This is a genomic window from Streptomyces sp. NBC_01390 (assembly GCF_045040105.1).
Classification (GTDB): Bacteria; Actinomycetota; Actinomycetes; order Streptomycetales; family Streptomycetaceae; genus Streptomyces.
The window spans coordinates 6,072,107-6,092,054 of record NZ_CP109551.1 but is presented as its reverse complement, the minus strand read 5'-3'; the positions used below and the strand labels follow the sequence as shown (position 1 = coordinate 6,092,054).

Below are 19,948 nucleotides of genomic sequence, written 5' to 3'. Positions count from 1 at the left end.
ACAACTGTTTAACCAACAAAGAGGCTTTGTGTCCGCTGTGGGAGACAAGATCGGGATTGGGCCGTCCATGGATGACCCAACCCCCCACCCCCAGCGGAGACTTGCATGCACAACAGAACAACAGGCAGAACCCGTAAGCGAGTGGCCCTCACCGGGTCACTCCTGCTGAGCGTTCTCGCCCTGGGCGTCGCCCCCACGGTGGCCGCCCCCTCGGACGGGCAGGCCGGCACGACGAGCGCCGCCCCCGGCGGTGCGCAGCGGGTCATCGTGCTGCTGCGCGACCAGCACCCGGAGTTGTCGCCCAGGACCAACACCGCGCGGCGAGACAAGGCGGTGGCCGGCGATCAGGCGCCGGTCCTGTCGCTGCTCAAGGACAACGGCGCCACGCACGTCGCCCGGATGAGCCTGCTCAACGCCGTCGCCGCGACACTGAAACCCTCGGCGATATCCCGAATACGCGCCGATGGGCAGGTCGCCGCCGTCGTGCCCGACCTGCCGATACGGCGCCCACAACGGCACGTTGCCGCGGGCACCGCGGCCACCGGCGCGGCGGGTTCCGCGACCGGATCGACCGCCGCCGCCTGCCCCAAGGACCCGAAGAACCCGGTCGTCGAGCCGGAGGGGCTGTCGCTGACGAAGACCGACGCCGCCCAGAAGCTGGCCACCGGCAAGGGTGTGAAGGTCGCCTTCATGGCCGACGGGATCGACGTCGACAACCCGGAGTTCGTCCGCCCCGACGGCAGCCATGTCATCACCGACTACCAGGACTTCGTCGGTACGGGCACGGACGAGAACACCGACGCCGAGGAGGCCTTCGGTGACGCCAGTTCCATCGCCGCGCAGGGCAGCCGGACCTACGACATGGCCCAGCAGCTGCCCTACGCCACCAAGGTGCCCAAGGGCTGCACCTTCCGCATCCGCGGCTTCGCGCCGGACGCGGAGCTGATGAGCCTGAAGGTCTTCGGCGAGAAGACCGCCGCCTACACCTCCGGGTTCGTCGCGGCCGTCCAGTACGCCGTCGAGCACCACGCCGACGTACTCAGCCAGTCCTTCGGCGCCAACTACTACCCGGACGCGACCACCGACCCGATCCGGCTGGCGGACCGGGCGGCCGTCGCCGCCGGTACGACGGTCGTGGTCTCCACCGGGGACTCCGGTGTGTCCGGCACCATCGGCTCCCCGGCCAGCGACCCGCAGGTGATCGGCGTCGGCGCCTCCACGGCGACGCGCCTGATGGCCCGGGGGTACGGATTCGGCGGCTGGACCAGCGACAACATCGCCGCCCTCTCCTCCGGCGGCACCACGTTGGGCAACAAGCTGGTCGATCTGGTGGCGCCGGGCGCGTACGACATGGCCGCCTGCACCCCCGGCCCGCGCTGGACGGGCTGCTCGCTGCCGACCCAGATATTCGGCGGTACGAGCCAGTCGGCCCCCTTCGTCGCGGGCGCGGCGGCCGACGTCATCCAGGCGTACGAGAGCACCCATGGCGGGGTCCGCCCTGCCCCCGGCCTGGTCAAGCGTCTCCTCACCGGCACGGCGACCGACCTGGGCACCCCCGCCGACGAGCAGGGGGCCGGACTGCTGAACACCGATGCCGCCGTCCGGGCGGCCCGGGCTCTCGACACGACCGGCGGGAGCGCGGACAGCACGTCCCTCGTCCCCTCGGCGGCCCAGCTGAACTTGGCGGGACAGCCGGGCACCGCCCGGCACACCACCGTGACGCTGACCAACACGGCGGCCCGGCCCCGGAAGGTCACCATGACCTCCCGTACCGCCGGCTCGACGACGTTCCGTTCCGCGCGCACCGTCACCGTCGGCACGCCCCTGGGCGACACCCCGCAGGGCCGGCTCGCCGTCAAGCCGTTCACCGTCCGGGTACCGAAGGGCACGCCCTTCATGGACGTGAGCATGGCGTGGCCCGGCAAGGACGGGCAGGGCTTCCTCATCCCGGTCGTCCTCGACCCGAAGGGCCGACTGGTCCAGGTCGGCTACGACTACGGGGGCGCCGGTCACAGCAACCACCAGTACGTGGACGTCCACGACCCGGCTCCCGGTGACTGGACCGTCAGGCTGGTATGGAGCTTCGGCATGGACGGTCTGCAGTGGGCGAACATGAAGCCCGGCAGCTACCGCGGCCCCGTGCACATCCAGGTCACCGGCCACCGCTGGACCTCGGCGGGCGTACCCGGGCAGACCAGGACCGTCCCGGCGGGCGGTACGGCCGTCTTCCCCGTGACCGTGCCGATTCCGCGCGCGGCGGGTGACACACCCTTCTCCCTGCAGTTCGCCTCGGACGCCGGGACACGTCTGTCCCTGCCGGTCGCCCGGCGGACGCTGGTCCCGGTCGACCCCGCAAAGGGGCACAGCACCTCGTTCACCACCCGGGTCACCGGTGGCGTCGGCCGTGGTGCCGGCCAGGCCAACGGCTACTACCTCGACGTCCCGGCGGGCCGGCCCGACCTCACGGTCGACCTCACCGCGCCGGACACCGGCACCGAACTCACCTACTACCTGGTCAGTCCGCAGCAGCAGATCCTCGCCCGCGACGTCAACCGCACCGGCGACAAGGGGACGACCCCCACGAAGTACACGAGCCTCACCGTCGACCGGCCCGCCCCGGGACGCTGGACGCTGATCCTCGCCGTCACCGAAGCCGTCAGCGGGAAGGCGATCAGCCAGCAGGTCACCGGCCGGGTCAGCCTCGACGCCGTGACCGTCTCCGCCCCGGGCCTGCCGAAGAGCGCGGCCCGTGTCATCAAGCAGGGCAGCTCGCTCAAGGTCGCGGTGCGGGTGCCCAACCCGGGACCGGCGAACCGCTCCTACTTCCTCGACCCGCGCCTCGCCGCCTCGGCAGACGTCGTCCTCCCGGAGGTCGACGGCAAGACCACCGTCCCGTTGAACGGCGACTCCCCGTCCTGGTGGGTACCCACACACACCACCGCCCTGCGGGCCACGGTCACCGCCGACGTCCCCGTGGACGCGTCGATCTATCCCTGGACCGGCGCGCCCGAGGTCCTGGGCGCACCGGGCCCTGACGGATCGGTGGTGGCCACTGCCACCGCCGACCAACTGGCCGCGGGGAGCTGGTTCGTGGGCGTCTCCGCACCCGGCCCGTTCAAGGACACCGCCTCGCCCGGGGGCACGGCCAAGGTGACCGTGACCGCCACGACCCAGCCCGTCGACCCCGCGGCACAGGCATCGACCGGCCAGTACTGGGACCTCGCCGCCGACTACCAGCCGCTTCCCGTCGCCCCAGGCAAGACGGGCGAGATGACCCTCACCCTCGCCCCGACGGCACCCGTCGGCACGGTCGTCCACGGAATCCTCTACGTGGCCACCAACACCCCGATGGGTATCGCGAACGGCTCCGAGATCACCGGAGTCCCGTACACCTACACCGTCGGCTGACACCACCGCCGGGCCGACCGCCCGGTACCACGCAGAACCCCCGGGTCCGAAGGAAGGGACCCGGGGGTTCTGCGTGGGCGGACGACGAGGTCATCGCCGTACCTCGCGATCACGCGATCATGTGATCACCGGAGGGGCCGCCGCCTGGCGCGCCGGGACACCCGTGCCCCGAAGAAGATCAGGTCGGCGGCGAAGATCACGATGCCGATGGCCAGGAGGTATCCCAGGCCCGAGGCCGCCACGCCGATGAGTCCCAGGATGACGGCCACCAGGATCAGCAGCAGGAAGAGCGCCATCACGTCGACCACCTCCTCAGTGCCGTGTGCGTGTGTTCAGCGAAGTCGTGTTCAGCGGCGTGCGAGCTGACGTTCGCCTCCCGCTCCCGGCTGGTACTTCATGCCGTAGTGCGTGAAGATCTCTTCCTCCCGTTCGGCGGGGAGCACGTCGTCCGTCCCGATCGACGGGGCGTTGCGCACCTCCGCCTTGGAGTAGGACACCTTGACGTAGCCCGGTCCGAGGACCACGTCGTCGAGGGGGACGAAGACCAGCCGGTGGCGGGTGGGCAGCCCGGTCCGGACGGTGGCCATGGCCGGTTCGTCGGTGGCCGTGTCCACGTAGACGGCTTCGAGAATGCCGATCCTGCGCTGCTTCGTGTCGATCACGTCGTGGTTGCGCCACTCGCGGATGTCGGCTGAACGGATCATGCCCTGCTCCCTGTCTGCGCGCTCCGGCGGCCGGTGCGACGGCCCCGACACGACACGGGGCATGCCGGGCACCTGGGTCCCGGGGTCCCGATCTACCGAGTGCCCTCGGGGGCCGAGCGCATGCACGCGCTGGGACCGCCGTCGAGGCTTTCCGGCGACCGGATCGACCGGATCAGCCGGACAGGTGCTAGCCGGTCACCACATTGAAGGCCTGGTAGATCTTCGGTTCCGTTTCGGGGATCGCGGCTTCCCGCAGCAGAGGGGCGAGTTTCTCCCCGAACTGCCGGAACGCGTCCTCGGACTCCCAGACGTCCGTCACGAACCAGCCGGTCGGGCTGGGGCCGGCGGCGTGGGAGATCAGTCCCGGCACGGGCCAGTCCGAGGCCTTCTCGAGACGGCGCCCCCCGGTCATCCGGTTGGTGACCTGTTCGTACTGGGCCTGAGTGGTGCCCGGGAAGTCGAACGTGATGATGATCGTCATGGCGAGAACCGTTCTCGATCGATGGCAATGCCTGCTGCTCGGAGTCCACCAGCACGGGCGGCGGGCTGCCAGCGGAGCAGGCCGTCCGCATGAATCCCGACGCTTCCGCCGCTACCCCCACCCCCACAGCCACCCCCACGGCCACCGCCACCTCGCTGCGAGGGGCGGTGTCGCAGGGGTCATGACTGCTGCCCGTACAACCGTTCGCGTCGGCGGGAGTCTGACAAGGCGCGGCATGAGCCGGGGCCCGTTCCTGACGGTGACCGCGCACATCGCCGGCGCACTGACCGGGATGACACATGGGGGTGGAACGCTTGAGACGCACGACTCCGCGTACGGCGCGAAGAAGGGGCCGGTCGAAGGCCGGGGCGGTCTCGGGTGCTGCCGTTCTGGCGATGACGGCCGGGCTGCTGCAGTTCGCGTCGGGGCCGGTCCTCGCGGCGGACGGCGAGGGCATGCCGACCGTCACGCTGACCGGCGCGCACCGGACGGCGCCGCGACAGGCGTTCATGACCGCCGCCGACGACTCCGGGTATCTGTCCATACCGGACACGTACACTGCCGAGCTCCCTGCGAGGTGGGTCGGCCGCGACGGCTCGACCAGGGACTTCCCGAGCCGCGAACGCCCGCTCGCGTACAACGGCGGCCTCGGGCTGGAAAGGGCCGAGGGGACGCCGAACGTGATGCAGATCCGGCGCTACTCCACCGGCGAGGCGACGCGGTTCTACCTGAACGCCGGTGACGGGATCAGCGGTGCCTTCGCCGAGAACCGAGTGCTGGTCAACCGCAAGGTCGACGGGAAGCAGACACTCCACCTGCTGGAGATGCCGGCGGGCGGCGGGAAGCCGGTCGACCGGCCGGTGAGCGGCGGGGCGGACGGCTTCGGCGGGTACGCCCTCTCCGCCGTGTCCGACAAGCGGGGGGCCGCGTTCTCGTACCTGTCCGACACCGACCACGACGGCGACATCGACAACCAGGACCGCTCGCTCACCGCGCTGCTCGACTTCGACACCGCCGCGATGACGCTCGTGCCGACCGACGACTTCGGCAGCCTGTACCTCCCCCGCCTGGCCGATGACAAGGTGCTCTACAAGGGGGTCGACAAAGACTTCCGAAACCCGCGCCTGTACGTCATCGACCGTGCTCATCCGGCGACCCCCGCCCGCCCGATCGACGTTCCGGACTCCGTCCTCGACAAGGCCCGCGCGATCGGCGACTGGCTGCTGTACCCCGACACCGGCAAGAAGGCGATCCTCGCGGTGCCGGTGACCGGCGGTCCGACGCGGACGCTGCTGGCCGCCTCGACCGGCAACTTCGTCGACGGCGACGACGGCACTCTCTCCATCGAGGGTGGCACGGACGCCGAGCACTGGGCGGTCCAGCACATCACCCTGGGCCCGGACGGAGCTCCGGCCGTCGAGCCGGTGTCACCGCTGCCCGCGGTCTCGGTGTACGAGGTCGGGGGCGTCGCGGTCGACCAGGGGCGGGTGCTGCTCGGCACCGAGCGCGTGGACGGGACCGGCCCGCCGACCGACACCGACCTCACCGCATCCGCGCTCTCCCTGTCGGCCGACGGCACGCTGACGGCCGCACCGCCGGAGAACCTCGGCGACCTCGGGTACGAGGTGCCGGATCCCGACGGCCTCGACGGCCCCGACGCGACCATCCACGTCGCGTGCTACAAGGAGTGCCTGCGGCTCACCGGCACCGGCGAGAGCCAGGTCGCCCATCCCGACAGGGTGACAGCGGTCGTGGCGGCGTCCGGCTCGTACAAGGTGGTCCGCGTGGGCGACACCACGGAGGTGCGGGACGGGAACAAGGTGCTGGCCACCGGCTCCTGGCCGGCCACCGCCCTGTGGGGGAGCACCCTGTGGACGGCCAGGCACAGCGGGGGCTCGACCGTGTTCGACAGGTTCTCGCTGCCGTCGATGCGGAAGCTGGACAGCGTGACCACCGACGTGCCCTGCAAGACGACCGAGATGCAGGTGGTGGGCCAGTACGTCTACTGGTCCTGCGGTCCGAACGGACGAGCGGGGGTGTACGACCAGAAGGAACAGTGGGTGCAGGACGTGCCGCGAGGCTACGGACAGCTGGGCGACGGCTATCTCATCACCCAGGACGACGAGTCGGACAAGCTGCTGGTCACCTACTTGCTGAGCGCGGTCCCCGCCGACCGGGCCGGGACCGATGAACTGGGCCCGCTGCCGTCCCCGCCGCTCGCTCCCGCCGATCTGCGTGGCCGGTTCTGGAACGTGGACCGGTTCGGCGGTCCGGTCGCCTACTCGACGGCGTCCGGTGATGTGACGGTGAAGTGGCCGCAGGTGACGCTCTCCCCGTTCGCGACGACCGACGCGACCGTGCCGACCTCGGTCGACCTGCGGCAGGGCGGCGGGTTCGAGGGCGTCTGGTACCTGAACAGGCCGGCCGCGAGCTGGAAACTGACCGTCACCGCCCCCGGTGGCGCGGTCGTACGGACCGTCACCGGCGGCCTGACCCGCGGGAAGATCGCGGCGACCTGGGACGGACGTGCCGAGAACGGCTCACTGGTCCGTACCGGCACCTACCGGGTGGCCTTGGCCGCTCGGGCGGCATACGGCGCGACGACGGACACGGTGCTCTACGACAAGCAGGTGCCGGTGCGTTCGCTGGAGCGCCACGACTTCGGCCGGGACGGCATCGGTGACCTGGTCACCTTCGACAGCGCGGGCCGGCTGGCGGTTCAGCCCGGCACCGGTCGCGGCACCATCGACAGCGCGCACAAGGCGCTGGCCGGCGGCTGGCCGACCTCGTCGACGTTCGTGCCGTTCGGTGACCTGAGCGGGGATGCGTGCAACGACCTCCTGGTCCGGAACTCCGCCGGTCAGCTGACCCGGTACGACGGCACCTGCGGGAAGGCGTTCACGCCGAAGACCCCGCCGCAACGGGTGCTCGGTACCGGTTTCGGCGGGTACAACGTGCTGACGTCCCCCGGTGATCTGACCGGCGACGGCCGCGCCGACCTGGTCGCGCGTGACAAGGCGGGGGTGCTGTGGCGGTACTCGGCCGACGGCAAGGGTGGCCTGGCGGCTCGGGTGAAGCTGGTCGCGGGCCAGGGTGGTTACACCCGGCTGGTGGGTGCGGGTGACCTGAACGGTGACGGTGCCGGCGACCTGGTCGGCCTGGACAGCGCGGGTGTGCTGTGGCGCTTGCTCGGCGACGGCAAGGGTGCCTTCGGTGCCCGGGTCCGGATCGCGGGCGGGATCAGCGTCAACGCCCTGGCCGTACCCGGTGACCTGACCGGCGACGGCCGTCCCGACCTCCTCGGCCGGGACAGCGCGGGCGCCCTGTGGCGCTGGAACGGCACATCGGCGGCGACCTTCGGCACGAAGGCCCGGATCGCCACCGGCTGGAACAGCTACACCAGCCTGTCCTGACCACCCTCCACCACTGCACCACCACGCAACAGCACGTAACACCACGGGGCCCGGTCGCGGAAGTCGCGACCGGGCCCAGTGGCGCAGTAGTTGAGCCGTGGTTGAGGGGGCAGGGCTGGGGCTCAGCGCCCAATTCCCGTACAACTTCTTGGCGTTGACGTGAGTCTGACAGGGCGTGGCATGAGTTGTCGCCGTTTCTGACAGCGGCGGCGGCACATCGCCGGCGTACTGACCAGTGCGACACACGGGGGTGGCAGGCATGAAACGCGTGACTTCGAGTACGGCGCGAAGAACAGGAAGAACGGGCAGGTCGAAGAGCGGGGCGGTGGCGGCCGCCGCGGTTCTGGCGATGACGGCCGGGCTGCTGCAGTTCGCGTCGGGGCCGGCCGTCGCGGCGGACGGTGACGGCATGCCGACCGTCACGCTGACCGGCGTGCACCGGGCGGCGCCGAGGCAGGCGTTCCTGGCGGCGGCGGACGACACGGGATACCTGTCGGTTCCGCAGCCGTCCCTGACCGACTCCCAGGCGACGTGGATCGGCCGCGACGGCTCGACCAGGGAATTCGGCCGCGCGGACCTGAACCGCTACAACGGCGGCCTCGGTCTGGAAAAGCCGTCGGGGACGACGAACGTGTTCCAGATCCGGCGCTACGCCACCAACCAGGTGACGCGGTTCTATGTGCCGGCCGGTGACCGGGTCACCGGAGTCTTCGCCGAGAACCGTCTGCTGGTCGCACGCCAGGTCGCCGGGAAGTGGACGCTCCACCTGCTGGAGATGCCGGTGGGCGGCGGGCAGCCGGTCGACCGGCTGGTGAGCGGCGTCGGGGACGACTTCAGCGGGACCGTCTACGAACCGGCGTCGGACACGCGGGGCGGCGCGTTCTGGTACAAGCAGGCCGATGGCAGCAGTCCCTGGCGCACCGCGCTGGTCGACTTCGACACCGCCGCCATGACGTACGTACCGAGCGACGACTTCGGCCTCCTGGAATACCCCCACCTGGCCGGCGACACGGTGCTCTTCTACGCCATCGACAAGGGGTTCAACAACTCGCAGCTGTACGTCGTCGACCGCCGGAATCCGGCGACCCCCGGGCACCTGATCGACGTTCCGCAGGAGGCGCGCCTCAAGGCCCGCGCGATCGGCGACTGGCTGCTGTACCCCGACACCGGCAAGAAGGCGATCCTCGCGGTGCCGGTGACCGGTGGTCCGACGCGGACGCTGCTGGCCGCCTCGACCGGCAACTTCGTCGACGGCGACGACGGCAGTTTCTCCATCGAGGGCGGTGCGGACGCCGAGCACTGGGCGATCCAGCATGTCACCCTGGGCGCGGACGGGGTCCCGGCCGTCGAGCCGGTGTCACCGCTGCCCGCGGTCTCGGTGTACGAGGCCGGCGGCGTCGCGGTCGACCAGGGGCGGCTGCTGCTCGGTACCGAGCACGCGGACGCGCCCGACGCGTACTCCGGCACCGATCTCACCGCTTCCGCACTGTCCCTCGCGGCGGACGGCAAGCTGACCGCCGCACCGCCGGAGAACCTGGGCGACCTCGGGTACGAGGTGTACGACCCCGACCACCCGTTCTTCACCGAGTGCTACGGGGAGTGCCTGCGGTTCACCGGTACAGGGCTGGGCAGCATCGCCAACCCCCAGGACCGGGTAGCGGCGATCGTGGCGGCGTCCGCCTCGTACCGTGTGGTCCGCACGCGCGGGGACACCGCGGAGGTGCGGGACGGGAACAAGGTGCTGGCCACCGGTACCTGGCCGGCCGCCGCCCTGTGGGGGGACACGCTGTGGACGCCCAGGAACTCGGGGGGCTCGACCTATCTCGACAAGTTCTCGCTGCCGTCGATGCGGAAGCTGGAGAGCCTGGATCTCGGCTCCTGCCCCCCGTCCGATCTGCAGGTCGTGGGCCGGCACGTCTACTTGTCCTGCGGTCCGAACAAGCGAGCGGTCGTCTACGACCAGTTCGACGGGACGGAGACGGACGTACCGAGGGGCTACGCCCGGCTGGGCGACGGTTATCTGGTCTCCCAGGACGACGCGGCCGGCAAGCTGCTGATCACCTACCTGGAGGGCGCGGTCCCCGCCGACAAGGTCGGCACCGATGAACTGGGCCCGCTGCCGTCCCCGGCATACGCTCCCGCCGATCTGCGTGGCCGGTTCTGGAACGTGGACCGGTTCGGCGGTCCGGTCGCCTACTCGACGGCGTCCGGTGATGTGACGGTGAAGTGGCCGCAGGTGACCACCTCGCCGTTCACGGCGACCGACGCGACCGTCCCGGCCTCCGTGGACCTGCGGCAGGGCGGCGGGTTCGAGGGCGTCTGGTACCTGAACAGGCCGGCCGCGAGCTGGAAACTGACCGTCACCGCCTCCGGCGGCGCGGTCGTACGGACCGTCACCGGCGGTCCGGCGCGCGGGAAGCTCACCGCGACCTGGGACGGACGTGCCGAGAACGGCTCACTGGTCCGTACCGGCACCTACCGGGTGACCCTGACCGCCCGCCCCGCCAACGGCGCGACGGAGGACACGGTGCTCTACGACAATCAGGTCCCCGTACGGTCGACGGAGCGCCACGACTTCGGCCGGGACGGCATCGGTGACCTGGTCACATTCGACAGCGCGGGCCGACTGGCTGTCCAGCCCGGCACCGGGCGCGGCACCATCGACAGTGCGCGCAAGGCGCTGGCCGGTGGCTGGCCGACCTCGTCGACGTTCGTGCCGTTCGGTGACCTGAGCGGGGATGCGTGCAACGACCTCCTCGTCCGGAACTCCGCCGGTCAGCTGACCCGGTACGACGGCACCTGCGGCAAGGCGTTCACGCCGAAGACCCCGCCGCACAGCGTGCTCGGCACGGGTTTCGGGGCGTACAACGTTCTGACCTCCCCCGGTGATCTGACCGGCGACGGTCGCGCCGACCTGATCGCCCGGGACAAGACCGGCGTCCTGTGGCGGTACTCCGCCGACGGCAAGGGTGGCCTGACCGAGCGGGACAAGCTGGTCGGAGGCCAGGGTGGCTACACCCGGCTGGTCGGTGCGGGTGACCTGAACGGTGACGGCATCGGTGACATGGTCGGGCTGGACGGTTCGGGTGTGCTGTGGCGGTGGCTCGGCGACGGCAAGGGTGCCTTCGGTGCCCGGGTCCGGATCGCGGGCGGGATCAGCGTCAACGCCCTGGCCGTACCCGGTGACCTGACCGGCGACGGCCGTCCCGACCTCCTCGGCCGGGACAGCGCGGGCGCCCTGTGGCGCTGGAACGGGACGACGGCCGCGACCTTCGGCACGAAGGCCCGGATCGCCACCGGCTGGAACAGCTACACCAGCCTGTCCTGACTCTCAATCACTGCACCACGTAACACCACTGGGCCCGGTCGCGGAAGTCGCGACCGGGCCCAGTGGTGTTACGTGGCCGGGGCTCAGCGCACCGGGAAGCCGAAGACGTAACCCTGCTCCTTGAGCCGGGGGAGGACCTGGCGCAGGGCCTCGACGGTCTGGGAGCGGTCGCCGCCCGCGTCGTGGAAGAGGAGCGTCGGCCCGTTGGGCAGTTCCCGCTCGACGGTGGCGACGATGGCGTCCGTGCCGGGCCGCTCGAAGTCCTTGGTGTCGACGTTCCAGCCGAGCGGGCGCATGCCCCGGGAGGCGGCGAGCTTGCGGCTGTAGGGGGTGAACGCGCCGCCGGGCGCGCGGTAGTACATCGGGCGTACGCCCCCGGACGCCTCGGTGATCATGCGTTCGGCGTCGAGGATCTCCTGCGACTGGTAGGCCTCGGACTTCTTGTCCATGGTGGTGTCGTGCGACACCGAGTGGTCGCACAGCCGGTGGCCTGCCGCGACGACCTTCTTCACGAGGTCCGGGTGGGCCTCCGCCTGCGTCCCCACCATGCAGAACGTGGCCTTCACGCCGAACTCCCGCAGTACGTCGAGTACTTGGGGGGTCCACTCGGGGTCGGGGCCGTCGTCGATGGTGATGTTGACGCCGCGTGCCCCCTTGTCCGAGGCGTGCACGATGGTCACCGCGACCGGCTTGACGGCACTGGCCGGTTTGGCCGCCGTGGTCGTCTTCGGGGTCGAACCGCCCAGGGCACCGGCCTGCGCGGTCCACATCGAGGCGCCCGTGGCGAGCAACGTCACCCCGAGCGCGGCGCCGAGTACCTTGCCGTACCAGCCTCGCCCGCCACTGTGCCGTGCCATGTCCGCCCCGCTTTCCCGCAGTTCCACGCCGATCGTCGGTCGCCTCGCGACCACCTGACATGACGAGGAAAGACGGCCCGAGGATGCGTCCGTTACCGATCAAGGACAATTCCGGTGTGGTTCGCGGACAACCGGGCCGCTCTCAGTTGAGTTCGAGGAGAGCGGCCTGTGCGGCGAGGAACCGGGCCAGTTGGTCGGGTGCGGAGTAGAACGGCGAGTGGTCGCAGTCGAGTTCGAGGCGTACGTCGGCACGGTCGGCGCAGACGCGCTGGGCCTCGGGTCGTACGGTCCGGTCCTTGGCGCACACGACGTACGCGCTCGGTACGGTCAGCCACGCCGGGTCGTCGAGGGGCGTCTCCGGAACGCGGCTGCGCATCGGCCGCCAGAGGGTCGCCGCGCGCTCGGCGTACCGGGGAGGCGTGGCGGAGTAGAGCGCCTCGCGGGCGGACGGCAGCAGGGTCACCGTGCCGTCGGGGGCTGTCCGTACGGAACGGTGGAAGGCGGGGTCGTTCCAGGTGGGCGTCAGCCCGGCCGGGGACTCATCCGGCAGCGGCATCCGCGCGGCGATGTGGACCAGACGGGCGGCCAGGTGCCCGCCTGCGGAGACGGGCAGGCCGCCGTAGCTGTGCGCGACCAGCAGCACGGGGCCGTGCGCTGCCGCCTCGCCTACGGCCGCGCGGACGGCCTCGGTGTCGTCGGTGAAGGAGGTGAGAGGCAGGTCGACGGCCCGGCTGCGGACGCCGGCCGTGTGCAGCAGGCCGGTCACCTCCTCCCAGCACCAGGAGCCGTGGTGGGCACCGTGGACGAGGACGACGACGGGCTCGCGCGCCGGGGACCGGCTCACGGCAGGTTGCCGGGGTGCGGATCGGGGTCGACGGGCCGGTTGTTCAGGTCCACGGAGAGAAAGATGTCGTTGGCGACGGGGTTGCGCATCTCCTCGGCCAACTGCCCGATCAGCCCTGCGGTACGGGCCAGCAGGGCGAAGCCGCGCAGCAGCGGGATGGGCAGGTCGAGGTCGGCCAGGGCGGCTCCGCACACCCCGGCACCGTTCAACGGCAGGGTTTTGCCGAGGAGTTGGGGGTGGGTTCGGCCGATCGCGGCGAACAGTGACAGATGCGGGCCGAACTGCTTCTCCTCGGCGGCGATCTCCATGAGCCGGGGGGTGCGCGGGTCGCCGTCCTTGTGGACGTGATGACCGAGGCCGGGCACGAACAGTCCGGCCGCCCGCCGCGCTCGTACGGTGTCCAGGGCGAGGACGTCCCAGCCCGCCTCGTCGTCCGGCAGCGGGCCGCGTTGGCGGGCGATGACCTCGTGCAGGAAGGTCCCGGTGTCCTCGGTGACCCCGAGGAAGCGGGAGCCACCGCCGAGCAGTCCGGCGGCGAGTGCGCCCTGCACCGAGTCGGGGGCCGACAGATAGGTGAGGCGGGTGACGATCGCGGTGGGGGTGAAGCCGTGGTCGGCGAGGGCGGCGAGGACGGCTTCGAAGACCCGTACCTGGCCGGGGGTGGGGCGGCGCTGGGTGGCGAGCCAGTAGGCGAGTTCACCGAATCCCACCTCGCCCATGACATCGCGGGCGAGGTCGGTGCCGAGGAGGGTGATCGACGTGCGGCTGGCGGCGCCCAGCGCGGTGGGGTAGGACGGCGTCTGGTCAGTCACGGGAGTCCTCCCCGTTCGTGCGCGCGGTGCTCGGTGCCGTGAGCCACTTGCGGAGTTCGGGGCCGTGCTCGTCGAGTTCGGGCGGCGGCAGCTCGTAGCGGGCCGGGGTGGCGGAGAAGGTGATCGGGTGACGTGTCATGGGGACGGCCCGTTCGCCCTCGCCGACCTCGACGACGGGGTCGAGTCCGAAGCGCTCGGCCGTGGCGAAGCCGCCGTCGATGGTGTTGATGGGGGCGGCGGGTACCCCGGCGGCGACCAGGGCGTCGAACCAGTCGGCGGCGCCCCGGGTGGCCAGCCGCTCCACCAGTATCGGCCGCAGTTCCTCGCGGCGGGCGGTGCGGTCCTTGTTGTGCGCGAACCTCGGGTCGTCGGCGATGCCGGGGATGCCGAGGACCTCGCACAGCCGCCTGAACTGGCCGTCGTTGGCGGCGGCGACGATCAGATCCCGGTCGGCGGTGGGGAAGGGCTCGTACGGGAAGACGCTGGGGTGGGCGTTGCCCATCCGGTAGGGCACGGTGCCGCCGGCCACGTAGGCGGAGCTGTGGTTGACCAGGCCGGACAGTGCCGAGGACAGCAGGTTGACCTCGACGTGCTGGCCCTCGCCGGTCGCGTCGCGGTGCCGTAGCGCGGCGAGGATGCCGATGGTCGCGTGGTTGCCCGCCATCACGTCGAAGACGGAGATACCGGCCCGGAAGGGCTCGCCCTCGGGGTCGCCGGTCAGGCTCATCAGACCGGAGATCGCCTGCACCATCAGGTCGTAGCCGGGTACGTGCGCGCCCGCGCCGGGCCCGAAGCCGCTGATCGAGGCGTAGACCACCCCGGGGTTACGGGCCGCGACGCTCGCGTGGTCCAGGCCGTACTTCGCGAGCGCGCCCGGCTTGAAGTTCTCGATCACCACGTCCGCGCGGTGCGCCAGTTCACGGGCGGCCACGGCGTCGTCCTCGGCGCGCAGGTCGAGGGCGATGGAACGCTTGTTGCGGTTGACGCCCAGGTAGTACGTGGACGTCTCACCCCGGGTCGGCGGCATCCACGAGCGGGTCTCGTCACCGGCGGGGGACTCGACCTTGACGACCTCGGCGCCGAGATCGGCCAGCAGCATCGTCGCGTAGGGGCCCGCCAGCACGCGGGAGAAGTCGGCGACCAGCAGCCCGGACAGCGGCCCGACGCGCCCGCCGGGAGCTGCCGACCCTGTGGACATCTCCATGAATCCATCCCTCCGACCGCACAGCGGACATCTGTCCGCCGATCTCGATTGTGGCACGCCGAACGACGACGAGGCGAGGACCCGGAAACAATTCACCGACCGACGCGGTGCGGGCGCGTTACGGGCGCGGGAGCGCCGGCCGGGCTCGCGGGCCGTCGGGAACGGGCCGGCCGGGGGTGGATCAGAGGCTGGCGGGGCTCACCGACTGCGGGAGGGTGGCGAGGCGGGCGAAGTCGCAGCTGATGTCGCCCGCCGTCTGCAGCAGGAGCGGAAGATGCTCCTCCCGGAGCTTCTCCACCGAGGTCTCGGCGGCGTGGGCGTTGACGTTGACGGCCGCGATCACCCGGCCCGCGCCGTCCCGCAGGGGCGCCGCGACCGAGCGGATACCCAGCGCCAGATCCTCGTCGGCCAGCGCCCAGCCCCGGGCCCGCACCTCGCGCAGCACCTCGTCCCGCTCCTCGCGGCCGGGCCGCCACAGCGCGGTCAGCCCGGACCGGGTCGGTTCCGCGAGCGTCTTCTCCAGCTGCTCCGGATCCAGCGCCGCCAGCAGCACCTTGCCCAGAGAGGTCTGCAGCGCCGGGAACCGGGTGCCGATCTGCACGGACAGCGTCACGATCTTCGGTACGGCGACCCGCGCGACGTACACGATGTCGCTGCCGTCGAGCTGCGCGACCGAGCAGGACTCGCGCGTCCGCTCCACCAGTCGCTCCATGTGCGGCCGGGCGACGTCCCACAGCCCCAGCGAACCGACGTACGCCGCGCCCAGGTCGAGCACGCGCGGGGTGAGCGCGAAGCCCCTGTCCGAGGTGCGGACGAACCCGAGCTCCTCGAGGGTCAGCAGGATCCGCCGGACGGTCGGACGGGCCAGGCCGGTCGCCGCAGCCAGCTCCGAGAGGGACATCACCGGGCGCTGCGGAGCGAACGCGGTGATCACGTCGAGTCCCCGGGCCAACGCCTCGATGAAGTCGGGCCCGGTACCGGTACGCGGCATCTGAGGCCCCTCACAGTCGTTCGGCTGGGTGTTCAGGTTACTGCCCGCTGTCCGCATGCCGTCCACAGCTGTGGAGAAAGCCGCATCCGGGGAATCGGCTCCCGCGATTCTCTTGACGTTACGGGCGGATCGCACGAAGGTAACGAGAGCGACCGTCTGGCGGACAGGCGTCCGTCGCTCGGTCCGTCGCCGCTGCCCGGCGGACCAAGGAAACTCAAGGAGAGTCGACGATGACCCAGGCTTCCCCCGCACCCTCGACCGCGTCCAGCACCGCGGCCCTGCCCTCACGGCTGCATCACAACGCGTACGTCACCCGCGACCAGGAGGCCACCCGGGCCTTCTACGAGGACATCGTCGGCCTGCCCCTCGTCGCCACCTGGAAGGAGTCCGACGAACTCTTCGGCGCGGTCCGCACGTACTGCCACACCTTCTACGGCCTCGGCGACGGCAGCGCCCTCGCCTTCTTCCAGTTCGCCGACCCCGAGGACCAGAAGCAGTTCGGCCCCGAGATGCCGCACTCACCGTTCCAGCACATCGCCCTCAAGGTCACCGAGGACGTGCAGAACGCGATAGCCGAACGGCTGGAGAAGGCGGCCTGGCGGCCCGACGAGACCTACGTCCTGGAGCACGGCTACTGCCGCTCCCTCTACACCAGCGACCCCAACGGTCTGCTCCTCGAATTCACCCTGGACGCGCCCGGCATCGAGGCGAGCGACGCCGAACGCCGACGCACCGCCCGCGCCGAACTCGCCTCCTGGCTCGCCGGCGAGCACACCACCAACAACACCTACCGCTGACCGGCCTCGGCACGGCGAGGTCCGGCCCGCTGCGACAACCACTGGAACACAGGGTCGGTCGCAGCGGGCCGTTCGTGTTCGGCCCGGCTCTTCGTCCTGGCTCGGGCCGGCACGGGAGGTGTCAGCCGACGGTCCACTTCTGACTCGCCGCGCCCGTGCCCGTCAGCTGGACGACCGCCGCTCCGGTCGTCGTCGCGTTGTTCAGCACTCCGAGGTTCAGCCCGCTGTGCACGGCCACCAGCATGTAGACGCTGCCGGTGTAGCTGAGCTGGCGGTTTCTCGGCGGTCGACTTGCTCGGCACGTCCAGGCACAGCCTGCTGTATGTCAGTAGCGCCGGTTATGTTGCTGAGCATGACAAGTTGGATCGAGTGTGGCGTCATAGCGTGGATGGAAGACGGCCGGTACAGGGACGACGAAACCGTCCTGGTCTACTTCAAGGGGACCAGCCTGGCCGCCATGGCCGAAGGCCTGTCCGCACGGCGCCGGCCGCCGTTCGCCCACGGCAACGACCCAGCACCGGGCGACTGGGGCGTGATCGTGCACCACATGTTCAACCCTTCCCAGGACGACTACGACGAGATCGACTATCGCGGGCTGTGTCCCCAGGGCGCTGAGCTGATGGTGTTCTTTCCCAACCCGAGCATTGCCCAGGCCCACAGGCCCAAGGCGTACCACTACAAGGACGGCCAGATATCGTCCTGCATCGACTACGAAGGCCCTGACCACGTCGGAGAATACTGGCCCAACAAGTTGGCTCCTCTCATCACGGCGGCCGGACTGGACCATCAGAACGAGACCTACGAGGAGCAGCTGACCCGACTGATCTGTGACCACCTAGGGCTGCCCGCACTGGATCGCGACACCATCACGGTGGACCGCGACCTGGTGGCTTCCTACTTCTAGGCGATCTTTGACGAGGTCAGAGGTCAGAGGTTGGAGGTCGAGAGCACCACGGTGGCGGGGTGAACCAGGTGAACTAGGTGAACGGTGAACTCGGCCAGCTCAGTCACCTCGGTCAGCTCGGTCAGCTCGGTCAGCTCGGTCAAATCAGTCAAATCGGTGAGCTCGGTGAGCTGATTCAGCCGTTCGCGGAGTCCAGCGCCGACTGCAGCGACTGCCGGTAGCCGTCGCTGGTGTACGTGGCCCCGGAGACCGTGTCGATGTCGGCGCTCTGGGCGGTGAGCGCCTCTCTGGTCAACTGTGGGATGGCGTAGGAGTTGATCTGCTGGTCGCGCGGATTCTCCTGCGGGTAGGTGACCGCGGTGACGTCGGTGAGCTTCCCGTTCGTCACCGTGACCCGGACCTGGACGGGACCCCACCGGGTCTGGACGCTGTCCCCGGTGAGGGTCCGCGTACCCGTGGCCGACCCGCTCGCCCCGCCCCCCGACGTGCTGGAACCGCTCGAACTGCTGGAACTGCTCGACGGCGCGGGAGTGGACGCGAGTTCGGCGACACTGGGCGTCGTATGCGGCTTCAGCGACAGCAGCATCACCATCCCGGAGACGGTCGCGGCGCTCGCCAGCACGATGCGGCGCAGCGGGCGGTTCTTCCTCAACGTGTGCAAGACGGCCTCACAGCTCGAAGGACTCGTGGTGGATACGGCGGTCGGGGACCCCGGCGCCGCGCAGTTCCGCGTACAGGTCCTGGGCGAACCCGTGCGGGCCGCACAGGTACACGTCGTGGGAGTCGAGATCGGGAACAGCGGCGCGCAGGGCGTCGGCGGTGAGGTCCGGGCGCCGGCCCTGCGGACCGTTGAGCGCGTACAGCACCTTGCCTCCGCGCCACCGTGCGACTGCCTCCAGCTCACCACCCAGGGCGAGATCCTCGTTCGTACGGGCGCGGTAGAGCAGGGTGACGTCGCCGGGCAGCGTCTCGAACAGGGCCCGCAGCGGGGTGACACCGACCCCGCCCGCGATCAGCAGGGACCTGTGCGTGGTCTGCCGGTCGGCGGTCAGCGCCCCGTACGGGCCCTCCGCCCACACCCGGGTGCCCGGCCGCAGCAGCGGGACGGCGGCACTGTGGTCGCCGAGCGCCTTGACGGTGATGCGCAGCAGGTCCGGGCGCGGCGGCGCCGACAGGGAGTACGGCGTGGACGTCCAGCGCATCCCCTCGGTGAGGAACCGCCAGCGCAGGAACTGCCCCGGCCGTACGCCCATCTCGGGCAGCCGTCGGCCGCTGATGACGACGGAGTACACGCCCGGCGCCTCCTTGTGCACGGAGTCGACCCGCAGCCGGTGACGGAGATTGAGCCGGACCGGGGCGAGCCCCCAGAAGGTGACGCGGGCGCTGGAGCGCATCGAGGCCGAAGCGGCCCGGATGGGTGAGATGGTCGACGACCTGCTGCTCCTGGCCCGCCTGGACGCCGGCCGCCCCCTGGAACGCCTGCCCGTCGACCTGACCCGCCTCGTCCTCGACGCGGTGACGGACGCCCAGGCCGCGGGCCCCGGACACCGCTGGCTGCTGGAGCTGCGCGAAGAGCCGGTGACGGTGCCGGGCGACACCCACCGCCTCCATCAGGTGCTGGCCAACCTGCTGGCCAACGCCCGCCTGCACACCCCCGTCGGCAGCACGGTGACCGTCTCCCTTGAAGCCGACGACACGACAGCGCTGCTGAAGGTCCACGACGACGGGCCGGGCGTCGCGGCGGACGTCCGGTCCAAGGTCTTCGAACGCTTCACCCACGCCGACCGCCGCCGCCCCGAGGACGCGAACGGCGGCACGGGCACCGGCCTGGGCCTCTCGATCGTGGCGGCGGTGACGGAGGCCCACACGACGGAAGCGTCACCCTGGAAAGCACCCCGGGATCGACCACGTTCACCGTCCGACTGCCGGTCACCGCGGGCATGTCGTCCGTGTAACGGAGCGTGAAAACGACCACCTCGCCGCCGTTCCGCTGCGCTGGTAGCCGGACCGCCCTTTTCGGATTTCCTGCTGCGTGAATACCGGCCGGAATTCGCAAAACCGCCGCTGACGGGAACTCAACGCAATCTCGTACGCAGAATTCTGGGAAATATGGCCTGAACTGAGTCATACGAGAAATTGGGTCGAACTTTCACAGGATTTGGGCGCATGAGTTTGGCACGCTGAGTCGGCGCGGACGGCCGGCGC

At 70.7% G+C, this 19,948-nt stretch carries 16 protein-coding genes and 2 pseudogenes; 6 read left to right on the top strand and 12 right to left on the bottom strand.

Annotated features, from left to right (window positions below; all coding sequences use genetic code 11):
* Positions 1-105: 105 nt before the first annotated feature.
* Positions 106-3,408, top strand: coding sequence for a S8 family peptidase (locus tag OG241_RS27435; protein WP_405818823.1), 3,303 nt, complete (start codon positions 106-108; stop codon positions 3,406-3,408).
* 125 nt (positions 3,409-3,533) lie between these two features.
* Here OG241_RS27435 and OG241_RS27430 read toward each other — a convergent pair whose 3' ends face one another.
* The 3 genes from OG241_RS27430 to OG241_RS27420 form a co-directional block, all read right to left on the bottom strand.
* Entirely contained in the window at positions 3,534-3,716 is a 183-nt protein-coding gene (locus OG241_RS27430) for a hypothetical protein (protein WP_405826923.1), read from the bottom strand.
* A 39-nt stretch (positions 3,717-3,755) separates the two neighbouring features.
* Positions 3,756-4,112, bottom strand: coding sequence for a PRC-barrel domain-containing protein (locus tag OG241_RS27425; RefSeq protein ID WP_405818821.1), 357 nt, complete (start codon positions 4,110-4,112; stop codon positions 3,756-3,758).
* A gap of 187 nt (positions 4,113-4,299) precedes the next feature.
* Positions 4,300-4,593, bottom strand: a complete 294-nt coding sequence (locus tag OG241_RS27420; RefSeq protein WP_405818820.1) for a hypothetical protein — start codon at positions 4,591-4,593, stop codon at positions 4,300-4,302.
* Between the two features lie 314 nt (positions 4,594-4,907).
* Here OG241_RS27420 and OG241_RS27415 point away from each other — a divergent pair, with 314 nt between their 5' ends.
* Together OG241_RS27415 and OG241_RS27410 are read left to right on the top strand one after the other, a co-directional pair.
* Positions 4,908-8,006, top strand: coding sequence for an FG-GAP-like repeat-containing protein (locus OG241_RS27415; RefSeq protein ID WP_405818818.1), 3,099 nt, complete (start codon positions 4,908-4,910; stop codon positions 8,004-8,006).
* Between the two features lie 325 nt (positions 8,007-8,331).
* Positions 8,332-11,334, top strand: a complete 3,003-nt coding sequence (locus tag OG241_RS27410; RefSeq protein ID WP_405818816.1) for an FG-GAP-like repeat-containing protein — start codon at positions 8,332-8,334, stop codon at positions 11,332-11,334.
* Between the two features lie 83 nt (positions 11,335-11,417).
* Here OG241_RS27410 and OG241_RS27405 read toward each other — a convergent pair whose 3' ends face one another.
* The 5 genes from OG241_RS27405 to OG241_RS27385 form a co-directional block, all read right to left on the bottom strand.
* Positions 11,418-12,191, bottom strand: a complete 774-nt coding sequence (locus OG241_RS27405; protein WP_405818814.1) for a polysaccharide deacetylase family protein — start codon at positions 12,189-12,191, stop codon at positions 11,418-11,420.
* Between the two features lie 142 nt (positions 12,192-12,333).
* Entirely contained in the window at positions 12,334-13,035 is a 702-nt protein-coding gene (locus OG241_RS27400; RefSeq protein ID WP_405818812.1) for an alpha/beta fold hydrolase, read from the bottom strand.
* A complete protein-coding gene (locus tag OG241_RS27395; protein ID WP_405818810.1) occupies positions 13,032-13,847 on the bottom strand; it encodes a citryl-CoA lyase in 816 nt (271 codons plus the stop codon). Before OG241_RS27395 ends, OG241_RS27400 begins: the two co-directional genes overlap by 4 nt.
* Positions 13,840-15,051 carry a CaiB/BaiF CoA transferase family protein gene (locus OG241_RS27390; protein WP_405818809.1) on the bottom strand — a complete coding sequence of 404 codons (1,212 nt, stop codon included), beginning with the start codon at positions 15,049-15,051 and terminating at the stop codon, positions 13,840-13,842. Before OG241_RS27390 ends, OG241_RS27395 begins: the two co-directional genes overlap by 8 nt.
* Positions 15,052-15,232: 181 nt before the next feature.
* Complete coding sequence (locus OG241_RS27385; protein WP_405818807.1) at positions 15,233-16,042, bottom strand: IclR family transcriptional regulator C-terminal domain-containing protein; 810 nt, start codon at positions 16,040-16,042, stop codon at positions 15,233-15,235.
* A 230-nt stretch (positions 16,043-16,272) separates the two neighbouring features.
* On the opposite strand from OG241_RS27385, the gene OG241_RS27380 reads away from it, so the two are divergent.
* Positions 16,273-16,839, top strand: a complete 567-nt coding sequence (locus OG241_RS27380; RefSeq protein ID WP_405818805.1) for a VOC family protein — start codon at positions 16,273-16,275, stop codon at positions 16,837-16,839.
* Positions 16,840-16,960: 121 nt separating this feature from the next.
* Here the strand turns inward: OG241_RS27380 and OG241_RS27375 are convergent, their stop codons facing one another.
* Positions 16,961-17,071, bottom strand: coding sequence for a hypothetical protein (locus OG241_RS27375; RefSeq protein WP_405818803.1), 111 nt, complete (start codon positions 17,069-17,071; stop codon positions 16,961-16,963).
* Positions 17,072-17,191: 120 nt separating this feature from the next.
* On the opposite strand from OG241_RS27375, the gene OG241_RS27370 reads away from it, so the two are divergent.
* Positions 17,192-17,743 (top strand): hypothetical protein, encoded by a 552-nt coding sequence (locus OG241_RS27370; protein WP_405818801.1) that lies wholly within the window; start codon positions 17,192-17,194, stop codon positions 17,741-17,743.
* Between the two features lie 23 nt (positions 17,744-17,766).
* Here the strand turns inward: OG241_RS27370 and OG241_RS27365 are convergent, their stop codons facing one another.
* The 3 genes and pseudogenes from OG241_RS27365 to OG241_RS27355 all read right to left on the bottom strand — a co-directional run.
* Positions 17,767-17,895, bottom strand: a complete 129-nt coding sequence (locus OG241_RS27365) for a hypothetical protein (RefSeq protein ID WP_405818800.1) — start codon at positions 17,893-17,895, stop codon at positions 17,767-17,769.
* Between the two features lie 23 nt (positions 17,896-17,918).
* Entirely contained in the window at positions 17,919-18,404 is a 486-nt protein-coding gene (locus tag OG241_RS27360) for an FMN-binding protein (RefSeq protein ID WP_405818798.1), read from the bottom strand.
* Positions 18,405-18,411: 7 nt separating this feature from the next.
* Positions 18,412-19,104 (bottom strand): annotated as a pseudogene (locus OG241_RS27355) (ferric reductase); the annotation flags it as partial.
* Position 19,105: 1 nt separating this feature from the next.
* Here OG241_RS27355 and OG241_RS27350 point away from each other — a divergent pair.
* Positions 19,106-19,698 (top strand): annotated as a pseudogene (locus OG241_RS27350) (sensor histidine kinase); the annotation flags it as partial.
* Between the last annotated feature and the right edge of the window lie 250 nt (positions 19,699-19,948).